This is a genomic window from uncultured Sphingosinicella sp. (assembly GCF_963974575.1).
In the GTDB taxonomy this organism is placed as follows: domain Bacteria; phylum Pseudomonadota; class Alphaproteobacteria; order Sphingomonadales; family Sphingomonadaceae; genus Sphingosinicella.
This window is the reverse complement of sequence record NZ_CAXBBQ010000001.1, coordinates 247,902-264,049: the sequence shown is the minus strand read 5'-3', so window position 1 is coordinate 264,049 and position 16,148 is coordinate 247,902. Positions and strand designations below refer to the sequence as shown.

Sequence of the window (16,148 nt, the reverse complement as noted above, 5' to 3'; positions counted from 1 at the left end):
GGCCTCCCCAGCTCGTCAGAGCTTGAAGGCAACCGTCGCGCGGACACCGTGGTCCTGGCCCTGGTCGCCGAGGTTTCCGGTGTAACGCGTGCTGAGCGTCAGGCGCGGCGTGGCGCGCCAGTCGAGCCCGGCCTCGGTGTGCACGCTGTTCTTCGAAAGTGGCGTGCCTTCGATGCGGAAGGCTGAGCCGCCCGCGGCGAAGCGCAGATCCGAAGTCACGTCCACGTCGCCGAGCGCGTGTTCCCAGCCCACCTGCACGCGGCCGACAACGGGTGCGCCCGCGTCGCCGATCGTCGCCCGCAGGCCAAGGGAGGACCAGCTGTAGCTGCGGCGGCGGCCATCGCCTTCAACGGCGGCAGTGCCGCCCGTCTCGGCGAAGTCCTTGTCCTTCAGCCACAGGCCGTTCACCCCGGCGAACGGCTCCACAGAGCCCTTGCCGAGCGGCAGCGTGTAGCCGATCTCGCTGAACACCTGCACGGCCGATCCACCGTAGCTCGCCGTCAGCTCCTCGCTGAAGCTGCGGAAGTCGACATTGCGCGTCGTGTCGGTGTCGAGGTCGGCGTAGCTTGCACCGGTGCGCAGCGTCAGCGCGCCAAAGGCGGCGCTGCCGTAGACCGCGCCGTACACGCTCTGCGTGTCCGCCTTCGATCCGCGCGCATTCAGCGTCACGTCCGCTTCCGCCGTGCCGCCTGCGATGCCGATTTTCACATTGTCGCCGACATTGGCTTCGATGCCGAGCAGCAGCGAATAGCCGGAGCTGTTCACGTCGGCGGCATTGCCGTTGCCGTCGCGGTCGATCCAGTTGCCGCCCGCTTCGGACCACAGCACGATGCCACGGCCTTCAGGCGCTGCTGCCGCACCGTGCGAGCGGGCGATCAGCGAACGCCGCAGCTGCGCCGCGCCTTCGGACGCGATCGAAAGGCTCGATGCGTGGATTTCGCCCGAGAAGGCATCAAGCCCGCGCCCGGCTTCCGCCGTGGAGGCACCGACGAGCGCCGTATACACCGCGCTTGCCGCGCTGAACGCGCTGTCGATGGCGGTGCCGGTGGCGATCTGGTTCGGCGTCGTGCCCGCGCCCGCAAACGTGATGTCGTTGCGGGTCAGCGTCAGCGTCACGGCGTTCGGACCATAGCTCAGCGTCGGCGTCAGGAAGGCGAGGTTGCTGGTCACGTCCGTAAACGTGCCGGTCACGCCGTCGCCTGCCGTCACGATCTGATAGGAGGTTTGCGGCAGATAGTCGCCGTCTTCCGCCAGCACCGACACGGTGCCGCCTTCGATCGTCGCGGTGTTTGTGGCGACGATCAGGTCGGAATTCCCCGCCGCATCGACTTCCACTTCATAGGTGGAGCCCGCTTCGAAAACCACGAAGGTCGCCGAAGTCAGCTCGCCGATCGAATTGCCCGGTGCGGCGGTCGCATTGGTGCGCACGATCAGCCCGCCGACGGTGCCGTTGCCGCCGATGTTCGCGCCGCTCTGCACGTCGACGTCGGATGCGGCAAGCCAGCCGTTGACCGCCATGCGGCCTGCGGCAACCGTCGTCGTGCCGCTGAAGCTGCTGGTCCCCGTCAGGTTCAGCGAGCCAGCACCCGTTTTGGTCAGGCTGCCCGTTCCAGAGATAGCGCCGCCGAACGTTCCGTTCGTCGCCTGATCGAAGACGAGCGCGGCGTTGTTCGCAATATCGCCCTGCAGGCTGGTCGTGTTCCCCACGAGCGAGCCGCCCGTGATGGTCGTGCCACCCGTATAGGTGTTGGCGCCGGTCAGCGTCAGCGTGCCGGTGCCGTCCTTGGTGAGGCTGCCCGAACCGGAGATGACGTCGGCGAACGTGCCGTTCGTCGCCTGGTCGAAGACGAGCGCAGCGTCGTTCGCGATGTCACCCTGCAGGCTCGTGGTGTTGCCGACGAGCGTGCCGCCCGCGATGGTCGTGCCCCCCGTATAGGTGTGCGCCCCGGTCAGCGTCAGCGTGCCCGCACCCGTTTTGGTGAGGCTGCCCGAACCGGAAACGTCGCCGCCGAACGTACCGTTCGTCGCCTGGTCGAAGACGAGCGCGGCGTTGTTCGCAATATCGCCCTGCAGGCTGGTCGTGTTCCCCACGAGCGAGCCGCCCGTGATGGTCGTGCCACCCGTATAGGTGTTGGCGCCGGTCAGCGTCAGCGTGCCGGTGCCGTCCTTGGTGAGGCTGCCCGAACCGGAGATGACGTCGGCGAACGTGCCGTTCGTCGCCTGGTCGAAGACGAGCGCAGCGTCGTTCGCGATGTCACCCTGCAGGCTCGTGGTGTTGCCGACGAGCGTGCCGCCCGCGATGGTCGTGCCCCCCGTATAGGTGTGCGCCCCGGTCAGCGTCAGCGTGCCCGCACCCGTTTTGGTGAGGCTGCCCGAACCGGAAACGTCGCCGCCGAACGTACCGTTCGTCGCCTGGTCGAAGACGAGCGCGGCGTTGTTCGCAATATCGCCCTGCAGGCTGGTCGTGTTCCCCACGAGCGAGCCGCCCGTGATGGTCGTGCCACCCGTATAGGTGTTGGCGCCGGTCAGCGTCAGCGTGCCGGTGCCGTCCTTGGTGAGGCTGCCCGAACCGGAAACGTCGCCGCCGAACGTGCCGCCCGTCGCCTGATCGAAAATCAGCGCGGCGTTGTTGGCGATGTCGCCCTGCAGGCTGGTCGTGCTGCCCACAAGCGTTCCACCCGTGATCGTGGTACCGCCCGAATACGTATTGGCGCCCGTCAGCACGAGCGTGCCCGCACCCGCCTTGATGAGGCCGCCCGAACCGGAAATCACCCCGGTAAAGGCGGCGTTGTTGCCGTCGGTATCGATCGTGCCGTCATTGTCGGTGATGCTGATATCGACGCCGTAGCTCCCCGGCGCATCCACCAGCAGCGTTCCACCATCGAGTACGGGCTGGACGGAGCCGTTGGTGAGGTCGCTCGTCGTGCTGGTGCCGGTGATATTCTGTCCGATCGCAGCGCTGATGTCGGTGCCGAAGATATAGGAATAATCGAACGTGATGGTGGCGCCGGTCAGCAGATCGCCAAGGTCGAAGCCAAGGCCGATCGTATTGTCGCCGTTGCCGATATCCGTGCCGCTGAGATAGGACGCGGTGTCCTTCGTCCAGAAGGTAACCGCCGAATTGTGCGTGTAGCTGGTGTCGGTGTAGAGGCCGATCACATACTTCGAAACGAGCGCCTCGGCATAGACGAGGTCGCTCGCGGAAACCGATCCGTTGCCCCGGAAATTGTTGGTGACGCTCGAATCGCCCGGCGCCGCGACCGCATCGGGATCGAGCTGACGCGAGAAGGTGATGTCGGTAAGGTCGCTGAGTGCGGTGATCGTTGTGCGGATCTTCAGCCGCTGATCGCCCTCATCGAAATAATAATCGTTTGTGATCGTGAACAGGCCGGCGGCGGTTCCCGTCCACACGGCGCGCTGATCGTAGGTCGCACCGTTGAAGGCGACGCCGCTGTAATCGGTCAGCGTACCGCCGGTGATGTTGAGTGTGCCGTCATTATTGTTGGCGAGCATGAAGGCCGAACCGCCGTTGCCTGCAACGACGAAGCCTTCGAACGGCGTGCCCGGCGTCAGATAATCGTAGGCGTCATTAAAGGTTCCCGTGCCCGTGCCGTCATAAAGAATACCGGGTGAAGTGTTGCCGGAATAGCCGAGCGTGCCGCCGTCGTTCAGGCCGATCTTCATGTAATCGCCGCTCAGCACGAGCGAGGCGGCGAGGGCGGGAGAAGCAGCCAGCAGGGCGATCGCCGCGCCGGAATAAAGTGCGGCCTTCCGCGAGAGGGATGCGGATTTCAGCAGTTTCACGAGTAAGGACTCCTGTGTCGGACGGGGGAAGTGTCGTCCAGCAGCGGTAAGTCTCGATGATTAAAAAGGTATTTACGATGAGTTGAACGGTTTTCGGTTCGGCCTTGACTCTTTTGTGCGTGGAAATGATCTTAGAACAAATAGTGAACAACATGATCGATTCGCCTGCATCTCTTGCCGATCTGCGCGGCCTCGTTGCTGAAATGGAAGGCCGTGCGCACGGACGCGGGAAGGGGGTCTCTACAGGGCATCGCGGCCTCGATGCGGCAGGCGTGGTGCGCGGGCGGGTGCATGAACTGTTCGGCGACGGGGGCAGCGGCGCGGCTGCGGGGTTCGCGGCGTTGATGGCGTTCCTCGCAGCGGAGGGCGCGCCTGTCGTCTGGTTGCGGACGGATAAGGCTGCGCGGCGGGCACCGCTGTATGGACCGGGGCTTGCTGCGCTCGGCATCGATCCGGCGGCGTGCATCGTTGCGCAGGCGCCGGACGAGGCGGCGCTCATTGCCGCGGCGGCGGATGCGCTGCGTGTTGCCGCGCTTGGTGCGATCATCGCGGAAAGCGTGGGCCGCACCCGCGTGTTCGGGCTCACCGGCACGCGGAAGCTGGCGCTGACCGCCGAAGCCTCGGGCGTGCCGCTGTTTCTGCTGCGGCTGGATGCGGAGGCAGCACCGAGCGCGGCGGAAACGCGCTGGCACATTGCGGCGGCGCCTTCGCAGGCGCTTGCCGCGGATGCGCCGGGGCATCCGGCATTCGATGTGGAATTGCTGCGCCGCCGTGCCGGGCCCTCCGGCCTCGGCTGGCGCGTGGAGTGGGATCGTGACGCACGTGTCTTTCGTGAAGCGCCGCTATCTGGCGCTGTGGTTTCCGTGGCTTCCGGCGGAGCGGCTGGCGCGCGCCGGGCGCACGGGGTCGCCTGAACGACCGCTCGTCATCGTGGAGGCGGTGAAGGGCGCACTGCGCCTCGCTGCCACGGATCGTCATGCCGAAGCGCTGGGGTTGCTCCCCGGCCTGCCGCTTGCTGATGCGCGTGCGCGCGTCATGGGTCTCAGCGTGGCGGATCATGATGCGGAGGCGGACCGGCGCCTGCTCGAACGGCTCGCCGATCTCTCGATTCGCTACACGCCGATGGTGATGCCGGAGCCGCCCGATACGCTCATTCTCGACATCACAGGCACGGCGCATCTTTTCGGCGGCGAGGACGGGCTCGTGCGCGATGCTCGCGCGCGGCTACGACGCCACGGCTTCACCGTGCGCACGGCCTTTGCGGATACGCCCGATGCGGCGTGGGCGCTTGCCCGCTTCGGTGTGCCATCTGTTGCCGCGCTGCCGGTCGCCGCGCTGCGCCTCGGCGAGGCGCGAGAAACCGCGCTGCACCGCGCTGGGCTCTACACCGTCGGCGACGTCGTCTGCCGGCCTTTGTCGGGTCTGGCCGCGCGCTTCGGGGTGGAGGCGGCGACGGCGGTGCGCCGCATGGTCGGCGATGCCGAAAGCCCCATCGCGCCGCGCCGCGTGCTGCCGCCGGTCGAGGTCGAGCGCCGTTTCCCGGAGCCGGTCGCCCGCACCGATTATGTGCTCGGCGTGCTCGCCGATCTGCTTGCAGAGGCGTGCATGATGCTGGAGGCGCGCGGGGAGGGCGGGCGCTGTTTCGAGGCGGTGTTTTCCCGCGCAGACGGCAAGGAACAGGCAGTCTCCGTCCAGACCAGCGCCCCCGTCCGCCACGCGGCGCCGGTCGTCAAGCTGTTCACGCACAGTCTCGCGCGCCTTGAAGATCCGCTCGACCCCGGCTTCGGTTTCGATGCCGTGCGCCTCGCCGTGCCGGTCACCGAGCCGCTTGCCCCCGACCAGCCCGATCTCGACCGCGCACCGCCGCCCGGTCCCGCGCTAGATGCGCTCGTGGATCGTCTCGCGGCCCGGCTCGGCCCCGACCGTTTGCTGCGCTTTCATCCGCGCGCGAGTCACATACCCGAGCGCGCCTCCCGGCTCCGTCCCGGAAGCCCCTCCGGTTCGTGGCCGGTTCCGCCCCCGGATGAACCGCCTTTGCGCCCGCTTGCGCTCCTGCGTCCGCCGCGTCTGCTTTCGCATGTCGTCGCAGACGTGCCCGACGGCCCGCCCCGCCGCTTTCGCCTTGGCCTCCACTTCGTCCACATCGTCCGCGCCGAAGGGCCGGAGCGCATCGCCGCCGAATGGTGGCGCCGCCCCGGTCTCACGCGGGACTATTACCGTGTCGAGGACGAGAGCGGCCGCCGCCTCTGGATCTTCCGCCACGGCCTCTACGGCCGCGAGGAAACGAGCCCGCGCTGGTATCTGCACGGCCTCTTCGCATGACCGCCGCCTTCGCCGAGATGGTCGCGGCCACCAACTACTCTTTCCTGCGCGGCGCCTCGCATCCGGCGGAGATGGTGGCGGCAGCGCTGTCGCTCGGCTATGCCGGTATCGGCATCGCGGACCGCAACAGCGTCGCCGGTGTGGTCCGCGCGTGGGTTGCACTGAAAGGCGAGACTCGGGCCTTCAAACTGGCCGTCGGCGCCCGCCTCGTCTTCGCGGACGGCACACCCGACATCGTCGCTTATCCCGAAACCCGGCACGGCTGGGGTCGGCTCACACGGCTGCTGACGCTGGGCAACCGCCGCGCCGCGAAGGGCGACTGCATCCTCACGCTGCGCGACCTCCTCGATCACCATGAGGACCTGCTGCTCATCGCGATGGCGGACGATGCGCACGAGCTTGCGCTCCGGCAGCTGGCGAAGGCGTCTCCCGGCAATGTCTGGCTCGGCGCCGCGATGCCGCGCGCAGGCGCCGACCGCCGTCATCTCGCCCGGCTGATGGCGCTCGCGGCGCGCACCGGCGTGCCGCTCCTCGCCACCAATGATGCGCTCTACGCCACGCCCGCGCAGCGACAGCTGCACGACATCCTCACCTGCATCCGCGAGAAGACGACCATTCACGCCGCCGGCCGACACCTCGCCGCCAACGCCGAACGTCACCTGAAGCTGCCCGCTGAAATGGCCCGCCTGTTCCGCGATTGCCCGGAAGCAGTCGCAGAGAGCGTCCGCCTTCTGGACCGCATCCAGTTTTCGCTCGAACAGCTTAAATACGAATACCCGCACGAGCCCGTTCCCGAAGGTTGGACGCCGCAGGCCTGGCTCGAACATCTGGTGACGACGGAAGCACGCAAACAACACCCGGCGGGCATCCCGCCGAAGATGCAGGCGACCCTCGACGAGGAATTCGGCCTCATCGCCAAGTGCAACTACGCCTATTACTTCCTCACCGTTCACGACATTGTCCGTTTCGCCCGCAGCAAGGACATTCTCTGTCAGGGCCGCGGTTCGGCGGCGAACTCGCTCGTCTGCTATCTGCTCGGTGTTACCGCCGTCGATCCGGTGAAGGAGAACCTCCTCTTCTCGCGCTTCCTTTCGGAAGAACGCCGGGAGCCGCCCGACATCGATGTCGATTTCGAACACGAGCGCCGCGAGGAGGTGATGCAGTACGTCTACGAACGCTACGGGCGCGAACGTGCAGGCATTGCCGCCACCGTCATCCATTACCGCGCCCGCAGCACGCTGCGCGAGGTCGGGAAGGCGCTCGGCATCAGCGAGGATGTGACGGCACGCCTCTCCTCATCGGTCTGGGGCAGCTACGGCGGCATGGAAGACCGGCGCTACGAAGAGGCCGGGTTCGACGGCGACAATCCGGAGATCGTGCGGCTCCGCGATCTCGTCGGCCAGCTCCTCGAATTCCCGCGCCACCTCTCACAGCATGTGGGCGGCTATGTGCTCACCGAAGGGCGCCTCGACGAGATGGTGCCCATTCACAATGCCGCGATGGAAGACCGCACCTTCATCGAATGGGACAAGGACGATATCGATGCGCTCGGCCTCATGAAGGTCGATGTGCTCGCGCTCGGGATGCTCACCTGCATCCGCAAGAGCTTCGATCTGATGCGCGCGCACGGCCTCGGCGATTTCGCGCTGAAGACCGTGCCGCAGGACGATCCGGCCACCTACGAGATGCTGTGCAAGGGCGACAGCATCGGCGTGTTCCAGGTGGAAAGCCGGGCGCAGATCAACATGCTGCCGCGGCTGAAACCGCGCAGATTTTATGACCTTGTGATTCAGGTCGCGATCGTCCGCCCTGGCCCCATCGAAGGCGATATGGTGCATCCCTATCTGCGGCGGCGAAACGGCGAGGAGCCGGTCACCTTCCCGTCTCCAGCCCCCCCGCATGATCCGAACGAACTGAAAGACGTCCTCCAGAAGACCTGCGGCGTACCGCTGTTTCAGGAGCAGGCGATGAAGCTTGCCATCGTTGCCGCCGATTTCACGCCTGACGAGGCGAACGGTCTGCGCCGGGCGATGGCGACGTTCCGCAATGTCGGCACCATCCATCATTTCGGCGACAAATTGATCGGGGGGATGATTGCGCGCGGTTACACGCAGGATTTCGCCGAGCGATGTTTCAAACAGATTGAGGGTTTCGGCAGCTACGGCTTTCCCGAAAGCCATGCCCAGTCCTTCGCGAAGCTCGTCTACGTCTCGGCGTGGATCAAATGCCATCACCCGGCGGCATTCACCTGCGCACTCCTCAATTCGCAGCCGATGGGGTTTTATGCGCCCGCACAACTTGTGCGCGATGCGCGGGAGCATGGTGTCAAGGTGCGTGCTGCGGACATCAACGCAAGCGATTGGGATAATAGCCTCGAAACCCGCCCCGACGGCAGCCTCGCGCTCCGCCTAGGTCTTCGCCAGATCGACGGTTTCCGACAGGATTGGGCGACCGCCATGATGTCTGCGCGCGCCGGCGGCGCCTTCGTCTCGGTGGAAAGCCTCGCCCGTCGCGTCGCATTGCCGCAGCGCGCCTTGCGGCTGCTCGCCGATGCCGATGCGTTCCGCTCCATCGGTATCGATCGCCGCGCCGCTCTATGGGAAGCGCGGCGAATGCCGCAGGATGAATTGCCGCTGTTCGCCGCCGCCGGCGCGCGCGAACTCGGCGACGAGCCCGATCCGGCGCTCCCTGCGATGCCGCTCTCCGAACATGTCGCCACCGATTATCAGGTGACGCGCCTGTCGCTGAAAGCGCACCCGATGCAGTTCCTGCGCGATGTGTTCCGCGCCGAGGGTATTCTCACCTGCGCCGAAACCGCGGCGGCGCGAAACGGCGCGCGCGTGCGTACGGCAGGCGTGGTGCTGATCCGCCAGCGTCCGGGCAAGGGCAACGCCATCTTCATCACGCTCGAGGACGAAACCGGCATCACCAACGCGCTTCTGTGGGCGCGCCTGTTCGAGCCCTATCGCCGCGCCGTCATGTCCGCGCGGCTGATGGTGGTGGAAGGCGAGGTGCAGAAAAGCCGCGAGGGTGTCGTCCACCTGATGGCCTCAAAGATCATCGATCGCAGCGACGAGCTCGCCCGCCTCTCCGAAGCCGCCGCCATGCCCGTGCGTGCGCGCAGCCGGGGGCATCCGCGAAACGTGCGCATCCTTCCCGGCTCGCGGGATTTCCACTAAGGCCTAGGCCGCCGCGCCGAAGCGCTTCGCGTACCGCGCCGCGATGGCATCCACCGGCATCATCATGAACACGTCGATGGTGTTGAACTGCCGGTCGATGAAGGCGCCGCTGCCGACCATTGCGCCGACACGCAGGTAGCCCTTGATGAGCGGCGGCAGCGCGCGCCAGGCTGCCTTGGGATCGTATCCGCCGATGGAAAGCCTTGCCATGTCGGTGAAGTGCCGCGCGTGCGCGCTCACGCGGCGGTCCTGCGGGGCGAGGTGATTGTGGTAGAGATAGGCGAGCGCGGCGGCATGAACATCGGGATCGGTGCCGGGAAAGCTCGCGCAGCCGAACATGTGGCCGATGCTCCGCTGCGCCAGATAATCGCCGATGCCGCGCCACAGCAGCTGGATCGTCGCCGTGTCGCGATATTCCGGCGCCACGCAGGAGCGCCCGAGCTCCAGAAGCTCGCCGCCGTGCCGTCCGGCGTGCGCCTCGAGCGGGGCGAGGTCGTATTCGGAGGCGCTGTAGAAACCGCCGTGATGATGGGCGACACTTTGGCGGAGCAGCCGGTATGTGCCGACGACGCGTGCGCCGTCTGCCCCCGTCTCTTCAACCAGCAGGTGATCGCAGAACCGGTCGTAGGGATCGATGTCGAGACCGCTCGCACCGCTGCCCGGTGCAGCCCCCATGTCGCGGAAAAAAACCTGATAGCGCAGCGCCTGCGCGGCGCGAACGTCGGCCTCGCTGTCTGCAAGGCGGATGCTGAGACGTGTGTCGCGGGCCGTGTTTTCAATGAGACGCATGGCGTATCCCCCGGATGTGTGACCATGGCGGATTTCGCACGCGCGTGTTTCGGCCAAGCGTCGCTCTGGTGACGGAAATGCGTCAGCGAAGGTGTGCGCGCAGGGCTGCGAAAGCGCGGCCGTGCAGGGGGTCGCTGGTGATATTGGAAGGAAGCGGTGTCGAAGCGAGCCGGATGATCGCAAGGTCGTTTTCCGGCTCGATGTGCAATCGCTGGCCGTAAACGCCCATCGCCATCAATGCTGCCGGCGGCGCGTGGTTCACCCACCAGAAGCCGCGATAGCTGTGGTCCGGGCGCATGTTTGCCGCGCCCGCCGCGAACAGCGCGCGGTCACCACCCGCGATCAGCGCGTCCGTCACCGGGGCGCCCGTCATCAGGAAACGCGCCAGCCTTGCGAGATCGCGCGCGGTGGCGTTCAGGCCTGATCCGGCGATCTCGTGGCCGCCCGTATCGAGCAGGAAATGCGCTGCGTCGGCGCATCCGGCCGGACGCCACACATGCTCCGCCACCAGATCGGTGAGCGAACGACCGGTGGCGCGGCGCAGCACCCATGCGGCGGCATCGGCGACCGGCGTGCGGTAGCGGAACGCGGTTCCCGGCGCGGCCTCGCGGCGGTCGAGCGTTGCCAGTGCGGGCAAAGTCCCGCCCGGCGCCACCTCCGGCGTCCAATAGCTCGCCGAATAGCGGTGCACGTCGGAACTGAGATTGGCGTAGTCCTCGTCGAAGGCGATGCCGTCAGTCATGTCGAGAAGCTGGCGCAGCGTCGTTCCCGCGAATGCGCTTTTCCCAAGTTCCGGCACCGCCGCCGCGGTTGGCAGGTCCGCCGTGATCGCACCCTCCGCGATCAGCCGTTCCGCGACAAGCCCGACGATCGACTTGGTGACCGAGAACAGGTGATGCGGTGTCGCCGCCGTCATGCCGTTGCGATAGGTTTCGTAGATCACCGCGCCCCGGTGCAGCACGATCATCGCATCCGTGTAGGTGGAAGCAACATAGGTTTCCCAGTCGATCGTCTCTCCGTCCTCGCCCGCGAGGCGCAGCCCTGAAAGATCGGCCGCGCGTTCGGCAAGTGGTGCGGGCGCGGCGGCGCCTGCAAGCGGCACGGATGGCACCAGCATCCGCGTGTGCTGGAACGCCCAGCGATTGAACGGCCACGTCCGCCAATTCGCGCCTGTCACGCGTCGGTCCTCGGGCACGGCCTCGCCGATGCCGATCCCGGCCTCGCGCCAGTCGATCGGGGAGGGCACGCTCATCGCGTCAGGCGGCGTCGGCTCCGAGCCGCCGCATCAATGCCAGCGCCTCCGTGCGGTTCCCGGCGCTGCCTTCCACGTTGCCGATCAGCGTCTCGCGGATCGGGCCGATGCCGACGAAGCGCAGGATGTTGCTGCGCAGGCTCTTCAGACTGTGCGCGCGATACACCCAGCGGTAGAACAGCGCGGGCATCCCCATGGTGACGACGATGCGCGCGGATTTGCCTTTCAGCAGCCCCGCATTGGGCTTTCTCGGACCTGTCGGGAACGCGAAGCCGGGCCGGAACACCTGCTCCAGGAACGCCTTCAGCAGCGCGGGCACATCGCCCAGCCACAGCGGAAACAGGATCACCAGATGCTCGGCGCGCGCGATCATCGCCTGCGCCTCCCGAATGGCAGGCGACGCCTCGCCATCCTCCCAGTCTGCGCGGCTGCTGAGCACGGGAATATCGATCGCTGAAAGCGCCAGCCGCTCGACCGCATGGCCCGCGCCCACGGCGCTTTCCGCATAGACATCGGCAAGCGCATGGCAAAATCGCGCCGGATCGGGGTCCGGATGCGCGTCGATCACGAGGATGCGCGTCATGTGTCGCTCAACACTCGACGACGTTGACAGCGAGCCCGCCGAGGCTGGTTTCCTTGTACTGCGAGCGCATGTCCTCGCCCGTCTGCCGCATCGTCTCGATCACCGCGTCGAGGCTCACCACATGCTGCCCGTCGCCGTGCAGCGCGAGATAGGCGGCGTTTATCGCCTTGATCGCGCCCATCGTGTTGCGCTCGATGCAGGGGATCTGCACCAGCCCGCCGATGGGATCGCAGGTGAGGCCGAGGTTATGCTCCATGCCGATCTCGGCGGCGTTCTCGATCTGACGATTGCTGCCGCCGAGCGCCGCGACGAGCCCGCCCGCCGCCATCGAGCAGGCGACGCCGACCTCGCCCTGGCAGCCCATCTCAGCTGCCGAGATCGACGCGCGCTTCTTGTAGAGGATGCCGATCGCCGAAGCGGTCGCGAGCAGCAGCCGGCTTCCGGCGGGCGTCGGCGCGCTCGTGAACACCTCGTAGTATTTAAGCACGGCGGGAAGCACGCCAGCGGCGCCGTTCGTGGGCGCCGTCACCACGCGGCTTCCGGCGGCGTTTTCCTCGTTCACCGCGAGCGCCCACAGGCTCACCCACTCGAACACGGCCGACGGGTCGATGCGCGGTCCGCGCGCCGTCAGCGACCGCTGGATGTCGCTTGCCCGTCGTTTCACCTTCAGCCCGCCGGGCAGCACGCCTACCGACTGGCAGCCGCGCTCGATGCAGCCGAGCATCGCCGCGCGCACGCTGTCGAGGAAGATTTCCGTCTCCTCGCGGCTGCGCCACGCGAGTTCGTTCTCAAGCAGCATGTCGCCGATCGAAAGGCCCGTCGCCTCGCCGAGCCGCAGCAGATCGGCGGCGGATTCGAACGGATGCGGCAGGCGGATGTTGACGCGCTGCGCGGTTTCGCCCTCGCGCAGAATCGCGCCCCCGCCGATCGAGAAATAGGTCGCCATCCACGTCTCGCCACCCTCATAATGCGCCTCGAAGCGCACGGCGTTCGGGTGGCCGGGCAGGAACTCGCCCATGCGGAAGCGCAGGTGATCGGCCTGGCGGAATGTCACCTTGCGTCCGCCCGCGAGCGGCAATTTGTCTTCGCCGCGGATTTGCGCGAGCATTGCCGGAGCGGCATCGGGATCAAGGCTCTCCGGCGTGTTTCCGGCCAGCCCGAGGATGATCGCCGTGTCCGTGGCGTGTCCGCGCCCAGTGAGCGCGAGCGAGCCATAGACGTCGCACGCGACCGCGCGCACCTTGCCGCGCTTCACAGCGGCCTCGGCGAACGCGAGCGCGGCGCGCATCGGCCCCACCGTGTGGGAGCTGGAAGGCCCGATGCCGATCGTGAACACCTCGGTCACGCTGATCGGTCGCTCGGCCATCGCCCTGCGCGCGGCACTCATCGTCGCCGTGCTTGTCACCGCCTGCTCCAAAGTCATGCGCGTTCCGGTCCCTCGTCCAACTTCGAGGGTCTTTTAAGCGCAAAGCCTTCGACTCGCCACCTGCGGCGTTCAGGCCATCGTGATCGTGCCGCCCATCGCCATCGCCGTTGATGTCATGCCGACCTCTTTGCGTCTCGCCCCTTGTCTGCCGTCATGTGTTTTTATATAAGTAGTTATATATCTACTTATGGATTGAACGAAACATGGTCGAAGATGTGGTGCGCGCGCTCGGTCACTTGTCCCTCGGCACCAGGCTGCGAAGGATCGGGGAACAGCTTCAATCGGAAACGCAGCGCGTTCTCGATGCGGGCGGGCTCTCCGTTCAGGCAAGCCAGTGCCCGGTGCTTGTGGCCGTTGAGCGGCTCGGCCCGGTCACCGTCGGCGATCTCGCGCTTGCGCTCGGCATCACGCAACCGGGTGCCACGCGCGCGGTTGGTATTCTTGTCGAAGCGGGCTCTCTTGAAGTCCTGAAATCCGAAGGCGATGCGCGTGTCCGCCTCGTCGCGCTCTCGCCGGCCGGAAAGGCGCTCGTGGCGCGTCTGCGGGCCGAAATGTGGCCGCAGATCGATCGCGCGGTCGCCCATCTGTGTGCACCGCTTGCAGGGCCGCTGCTCGATCAGCTCGATGCGCTGGAAGCGGCGCTCCACGAAATCCCCCTGCCCGAACGCATCGCAGCGCTGAAAGAGGAGTCGGCACTGTGACGCACGTTCTCGACCGGCCGATCTGGCAGGCGCTCAGCACAACGCACGCGGATGTTGCAGAGGGCGGTGCCCTGGCGCGCCGCTACCGCACGTCGATCGGCCCAATGGCGGCAAGCATCGACAACAGCCCGGCCGCACTCGCCGCGCTCGGTGCGCTTGCTGCACCGGGTGAAAGCCTGGTCCTGCTGATGGCCGATCCGGTCGTGCCGCCGCAGGGCTTCGAAACCGTAATGTCCGCGCCTGGCGTGCAGATGTTAGCAGCACAGCCGCCCCGGCCGCTTGCCGATGCGGAAATTGTACCCCTCGGCTGGGCCGATGCAGCAGCGATGCTCGCCCTCGCGGAACTGACGAAACCCGGCCCCTTCTCGCTCGAAGCGTTGGCGCTCGGCCGGTTCTGGGGTGTGCGCCACAACGGCGCGCTCATCGCCATGGCGGGGGAACGGATGCGCCAGCCCGGCTACACGGAGCTGAGCGGTGTCTGCACGCATCCCGATCATCGCGGCAAGGGCCTCGGCAAGCGGCTCTCGCTCCATGCCATGCAGGCGATCTTCGAAAGCGGTGCGCAGCCGTTCCTCCACGCCTTCGCATCAAACACGCCCGCGATCACGCTTTACGAGTCAATCGGCTTCACCCTGCGCCGCCCCATGAACGTCGCCTTCCTCCGCCGCGCGGACTGAGCGTTCGCCGGGAGACGAGGAAAATGACGTCCACGTTATCACCCGCATTCAACGCGGCCGGTCCCTCCAAGCGGCCGTCAAACGGCTGAAGCGCCAGACATCCACTCGCGGCGCAGGATGGCGTATTGCATGGTGTTTTCGTAGATCGGATTGCCCGCATCGTCGTTGGTGAACGATACGAATTCGATGAACACGCCTTCCCGGCGCATGCCCAGCTTTTCGCAGAGGCGCTGCGAGGACGTGTTGTGGTCCTCGACATAGGCATAAAGTCGGCGAAAGCCCTTTACCCGGAAAAGATGGTCGAACAGGGCTTTCGCGGCTTCAAACGCATAGCCCCGACCACCGAACTGCGGATTGAGGTGCCAGCCGACCGACGCGGTCCCGTCCTCCTCCTCGTCTCCGGCCCCGCCGAACAGATCGCCGATGACCTGACCGGTTTGTTTCAGGCATATCGCCACGCTGCCCTCGTCAACCGTGCGTTTCCTGACCTCGGCCTCCGCCCCGGCAAGGTCCGCGAGTTTGAGCGAGAGGAAACAAGGAGCCGTGGGCGCGCGCAGATAAGCGAAGAGGTCCGCTGCATCGCCCTCCCGGAAGGGCCTGAGGATCAGGCGCTCGGTTTCAATGATCTGCATGTCCGATACTCTGGAAAAGCCTGTCAATGACGCGCACGGGGTAGGCTGCGATACCCGGCAAGGGTGAAGAAGCGCAGTTTCGGCGGCAATCGGGGGTATTTGGTGCACCCGACAGGATTCGAACCTGTGACCTCTGCCTTCGGAGGGCAGCGCTCTATCCAGCTGAGCTACGGGTGCCGGTCGCCGTTTCGGCCGGCACGCTTAACAAAGCGCGGGCGTGCAGGCCAGCGGGAAAAGCGCGGGGCTGCTATTCAGCTTTGGTTGGCGTGATGGGCACGAAGGTGCCGAGCCCGCAGCTGGCGCCGAGCCGGGGCCCGCCGCCCTGCAACACCACCGTGATGATATCGGTCGAGCAGAGCTGCGACAGCGAGGTCGAATAGGTGAAGGCCTCCTCGAAGCCGAGCGAGGGGCAGGCGTGCGGCAGCGTGTTCCGAAGGATGCGGCCGTCGCGCATGGTGAAGTCGATCGTTGAATCGTCGACGACTCTGGTGCTCCGGATCGCGGCAAGGCCGACGCAGCGCTCGCCGCTTGCGGTCTCAGATACGGGGGCCGGGGCGGGCTCCACCGGCGCTTCGGGCGTGGAACAGGCGGCCAGCGCCAGTGTCGCGAATATGCCGGTGAGGCCAGAGGCGCGCCGCGTCATGGGGCGTTTCTCCGCGCTGGGTGACGTGCCGGACCGCCCCCCATCAGGCGGGTTCGCGGTCCGGCGGTACGCAAACGCTACAATGTCACTATGTGGACTGTTCATAACGTCTCCATCTGAACGCGAAGTGAATCGCTCAT

At 66.6% G+C, this 16,148-nt stretch carries 12 protein-coding genes and 1 tRNA gene; 5 read left to right on the top strand and 8 right to left on the bottom strand.

Annotated features, from left to right (window positions below; translation table 11 throughout):
- Window positions 1-15: 15 nt before the first annotated feature.
- Window positions 16-3,804, bottom strand: coding sequence for an autotransporter-associated beta strand repeat-containing protein (locus AAC014_RS01380; RefSeq protein ID WP_339703248.1), 3,789 nt, complete (start codon window positions 3,802-3,804; stop codon window positions 16-18).
- Window positions 3,805-3,956: 152 nt separating this feature from the next.
- Here AAC014_RS01380 and AAC014_RS01375 point away from each other — a divergent pair, with 152 nt between their 5' ends.
- From AAC014_RS01375 to AAC014_RS01365, 3 genes are read left to right on the top strand one after another with little or no spacing between them, the layout of a single operon-like run.
- Window positions 3,957-4,718, top strand: coding sequence for a hypothetical protein (locus tag AAC014_RS01375; protein WP_339703245.1), 762 nt, complete (start codon window positions 3,957-3,959; stop codon window positions 4,716-4,718).
- Entirely contained in the window at window positions 4,618-6,126 is a 1,509-nt protein-coding gene (locus AAC014_RS01370; RefSeq protein WP_339703242.1) for a DNA polymerase Y family protein, read from the top strand. The genes AAC014_RS01375 and AAC014_RS01370 overlap by 101 nt, the downstream gene beginning before the upstream one ends.
- Window positions 6,123-9,305, top strand: coding sequence for an error-prone DNA polymerase (locus AAC014_RS01365; protein ID WP_339703240.1), 3,183 nt, complete (start codon window positions 6,123-6,125; stop codon window positions 9,303-9,305). Before AAC014_RS01370 ends, AAC014_RS01365 begins: the two co-directional genes overlap by 4 nt.
- Before the next feature lie 3 nt (window positions 9,306-9,308).
- On the opposite strand, the gene AAC014_RS01360 is transcribed toward AAC014_RS01365, so the two are convergent.
- The 4 genes from AAC014_RS01360 to AAC014_RS01345 all read right to left on the bottom strand — a co-directional run bounded on the left by AAC014_RS01360 (window position 9,309) and on the right by AAC014_RS01345 (window position 13,316).
- Window positions 9,309-10,094, bottom strand: a complete 786-nt coding sequence (locus AAC014_RS01360; protein ID WP_339703237.1) for a GNAT family N-acyltransferase — start codon at window positions 10,092-10,094, stop codon at window positions 9,309-9,311.
- Between the two features lie 82 nt (window positions 10,095-10,176).
- A complete protein-coding gene (locus AAC014_RS01355) occupies window positions 10,177-11,346 on the bottom strand; it encodes a serine hydrolase (protein WP_339703234.1) in 1,170 nt (389 codons plus the stop codon).
- Between the two features lie 4 nt (window positions 11,347-11,350).
- On the bottom strand, window positions 11,351-11,929 hold the full coding sequence (locus tag AAC014_RS01350) for an NAD(P)H-dependent oxidoreductase (protein WP_339703231.1): 579 nt from the start codon (window positions 11,927-11,929) through the stop codon (window positions 11,351-11,353).
- A 7-nt stretch (window positions 11,930-11,936) separates the two neighbouring features.
- On the bottom strand, window positions 11,937-13,316 hold the full coding sequence (locus AAC014_RS01345) for an L-serine ammonia-lyase (RefSeq protein WP_339703953.1): 1,380 nt from the start codon (window positions 13,314-13,316) through the stop codon (window positions 11,937-11,939).
- Between the two features lie 242 nt (window positions 13,317-13,558).
- Between AAC014_RS01345 and AAC014_RS01340 the strand changes: the two genes are divergently transcribed.
- Together AAC014_RS01340 and AAC014_RS01335 are read left to right on the top strand one after the other, a co-directional pair.
- On the top strand, window positions 13,559-14,056 hold the full coding sequence (locus AAC014_RS01340) for a MarR family transcriptional regulator (protein WP_339703228.1): 498 nt from the start codon (window positions 13,559-13,561) through the stop codon (window positions 14,054-14,056).
- Window positions 14,053-14,733 (top strand): GNAT family N-acetyltransferase, encoded by a 681-nt coding sequence (locus AAC014_RS01335; RefSeq protein WP_339703225.1) that lies wholly within the window; start codon window positions 14,053-14,055, stop codon window positions 14,731-14,733. The genes AAC014_RS01340 and AAC014_RS01335 overlap by 4 nt, the downstream gene beginning before the upstream one ends.
- A 77-nt stretch (window positions 14,734-14,810) precedes the next feature.
- Here the strand turns inward: AAC014_RS01335 and AAC014_RS01330 are convergent, their stop codons facing one another.
- The 3 genes from AAC014_RS01330 to AAC014_RS01320 all read right to left on the bottom strand — a co-directional run bounded on the left by AAC014_RS01330 (window position 14,811) and on the right by AAC014_RS01320 (window position 16,008).
- On the bottom strand, window positions 14,811-15,365 hold the full coding sequence (locus tag AAC014_RS01330; protein WP_339703222.1) for a GNAT family protein: 555 nt from the start codon (window positions 15,363-15,365) through the stop codon (window positions 14,811-14,813).
- Window positions 15,366-15,465: 100 nt separating this feature from the next.
- Window positions 15,466-15,542, bottom strand: a tRNA-Arg gene (locus tag AAC014_RS01325).
- Window positions 15,543-15,612: 70 nt separating this feature from the next.
- Window positions 15,613-16,008 (bottom strand): hypothetical protein, encoded by a 396-nt coding sequence (locus AAC014_RS01320; RefSeq protein WP_339703219.1) that lies wholly within the window; start codon window positions 16,006-16,008, stop codon window positions 15,613-15,615.
- Window positions 16,009-16,148 lie beyond the last annotated feature (140 nt).